At 60.2% G+C, this 984-nt stretch carries 1 protein-coding gene; it reads right to left on the bottom strand.

Annotation, left to right across the window (positions count from 1 at the left end; translation table 11 throughout):
- On the bottom strand, positions 1-984 hold a 984-nt coding region (locus JZ791_RS44130), incomplete at both ends, for a condensation domain-containing protein (RefSeq protein ID WP_254207395.1).

A 984-nucleotide genomic window follows, 5' to 3' on the forward strand; every position in this document is an offset into this window, starting at 1 on the left:
GCCGAGCTCACCATAGGTAACACGATCGCCGTCGGCACCGACCAACGCCACCTCATCGGCATGACCGTCCACCGTCGCGTCCAGCAACGAAACCAACGTCGCAGCACGATCAGTCGCCAACGCAGTCGCATTACGACCGATCAGAATACGACGCTCTTCAGCAGTCCCCAGCAAATCGAGATCACCCACCGGCGTACGCGGCATCGACACAATCTGCCCGAGAAGCCGCACAAACCGATCAACGAAACCCTGCACCGTATGACGCTCGAACAAATCCGTCGCATACGTGAGAACACCGGTAATGCCCTCGGGCGCACCGGAATCGCCGTAGACATCGGCAACGATCAGGTGCAGGTCGAACTGCGACAGCTGAGTGTCGAAGTCGACACCGGAGACTGTCAGCCCTGGCAACTCCAGACTGGTCTGCGCGAGGTTCTGGAACGACATACCCACCTGGAACAACGGATGCCGCGCCGTCGACCGAACCGGATTCAACACCTCCACCAAACGCTCGAACGGCACATCCGCATTCGCAAACGCCGCAATATCACTCTCACGCTGACGCGCCAGCAAATCCGCGAACGACACAGCCCCATCAACACGACTCCGGAACACCAGAGTGTTCACGAACATACCGATCACATCATCAAGCGCCGCCTCACCACGACCCGCAATCGGAGTACCAATCGCAATATCATCGGTTCCCGACAAACGCGCCAGAAGGACCGCGAACGCCGTATGCACAGCCATAAACAGAGTCGCACTCTCCGCACGCGCCAACTCCGCCAGAGCCCGATGCGTCCTGGCATCAACACGCACATCAACCCGGCCACCAGCAAACGACTGCACCACCGGACGCGGCCGATCTGCCGGCAAATCCAGCTGATCCGGCAAACCCGCCAACTGCTCCCGCCAGTAAGCAACCTGCCTAGCCGACAACGACTCCGGATCATCCTCCGACCCCAGCACCTCACGCTGCCAGAT

The organism is Nocardia alni (assembly GCF_019038435.1).
Lineage (GTDB): Bacteria > Actinomycetota > Actinomycetes > Mycobacteriales > Mycobacteriaceae > Nocardia > Nocardia alni.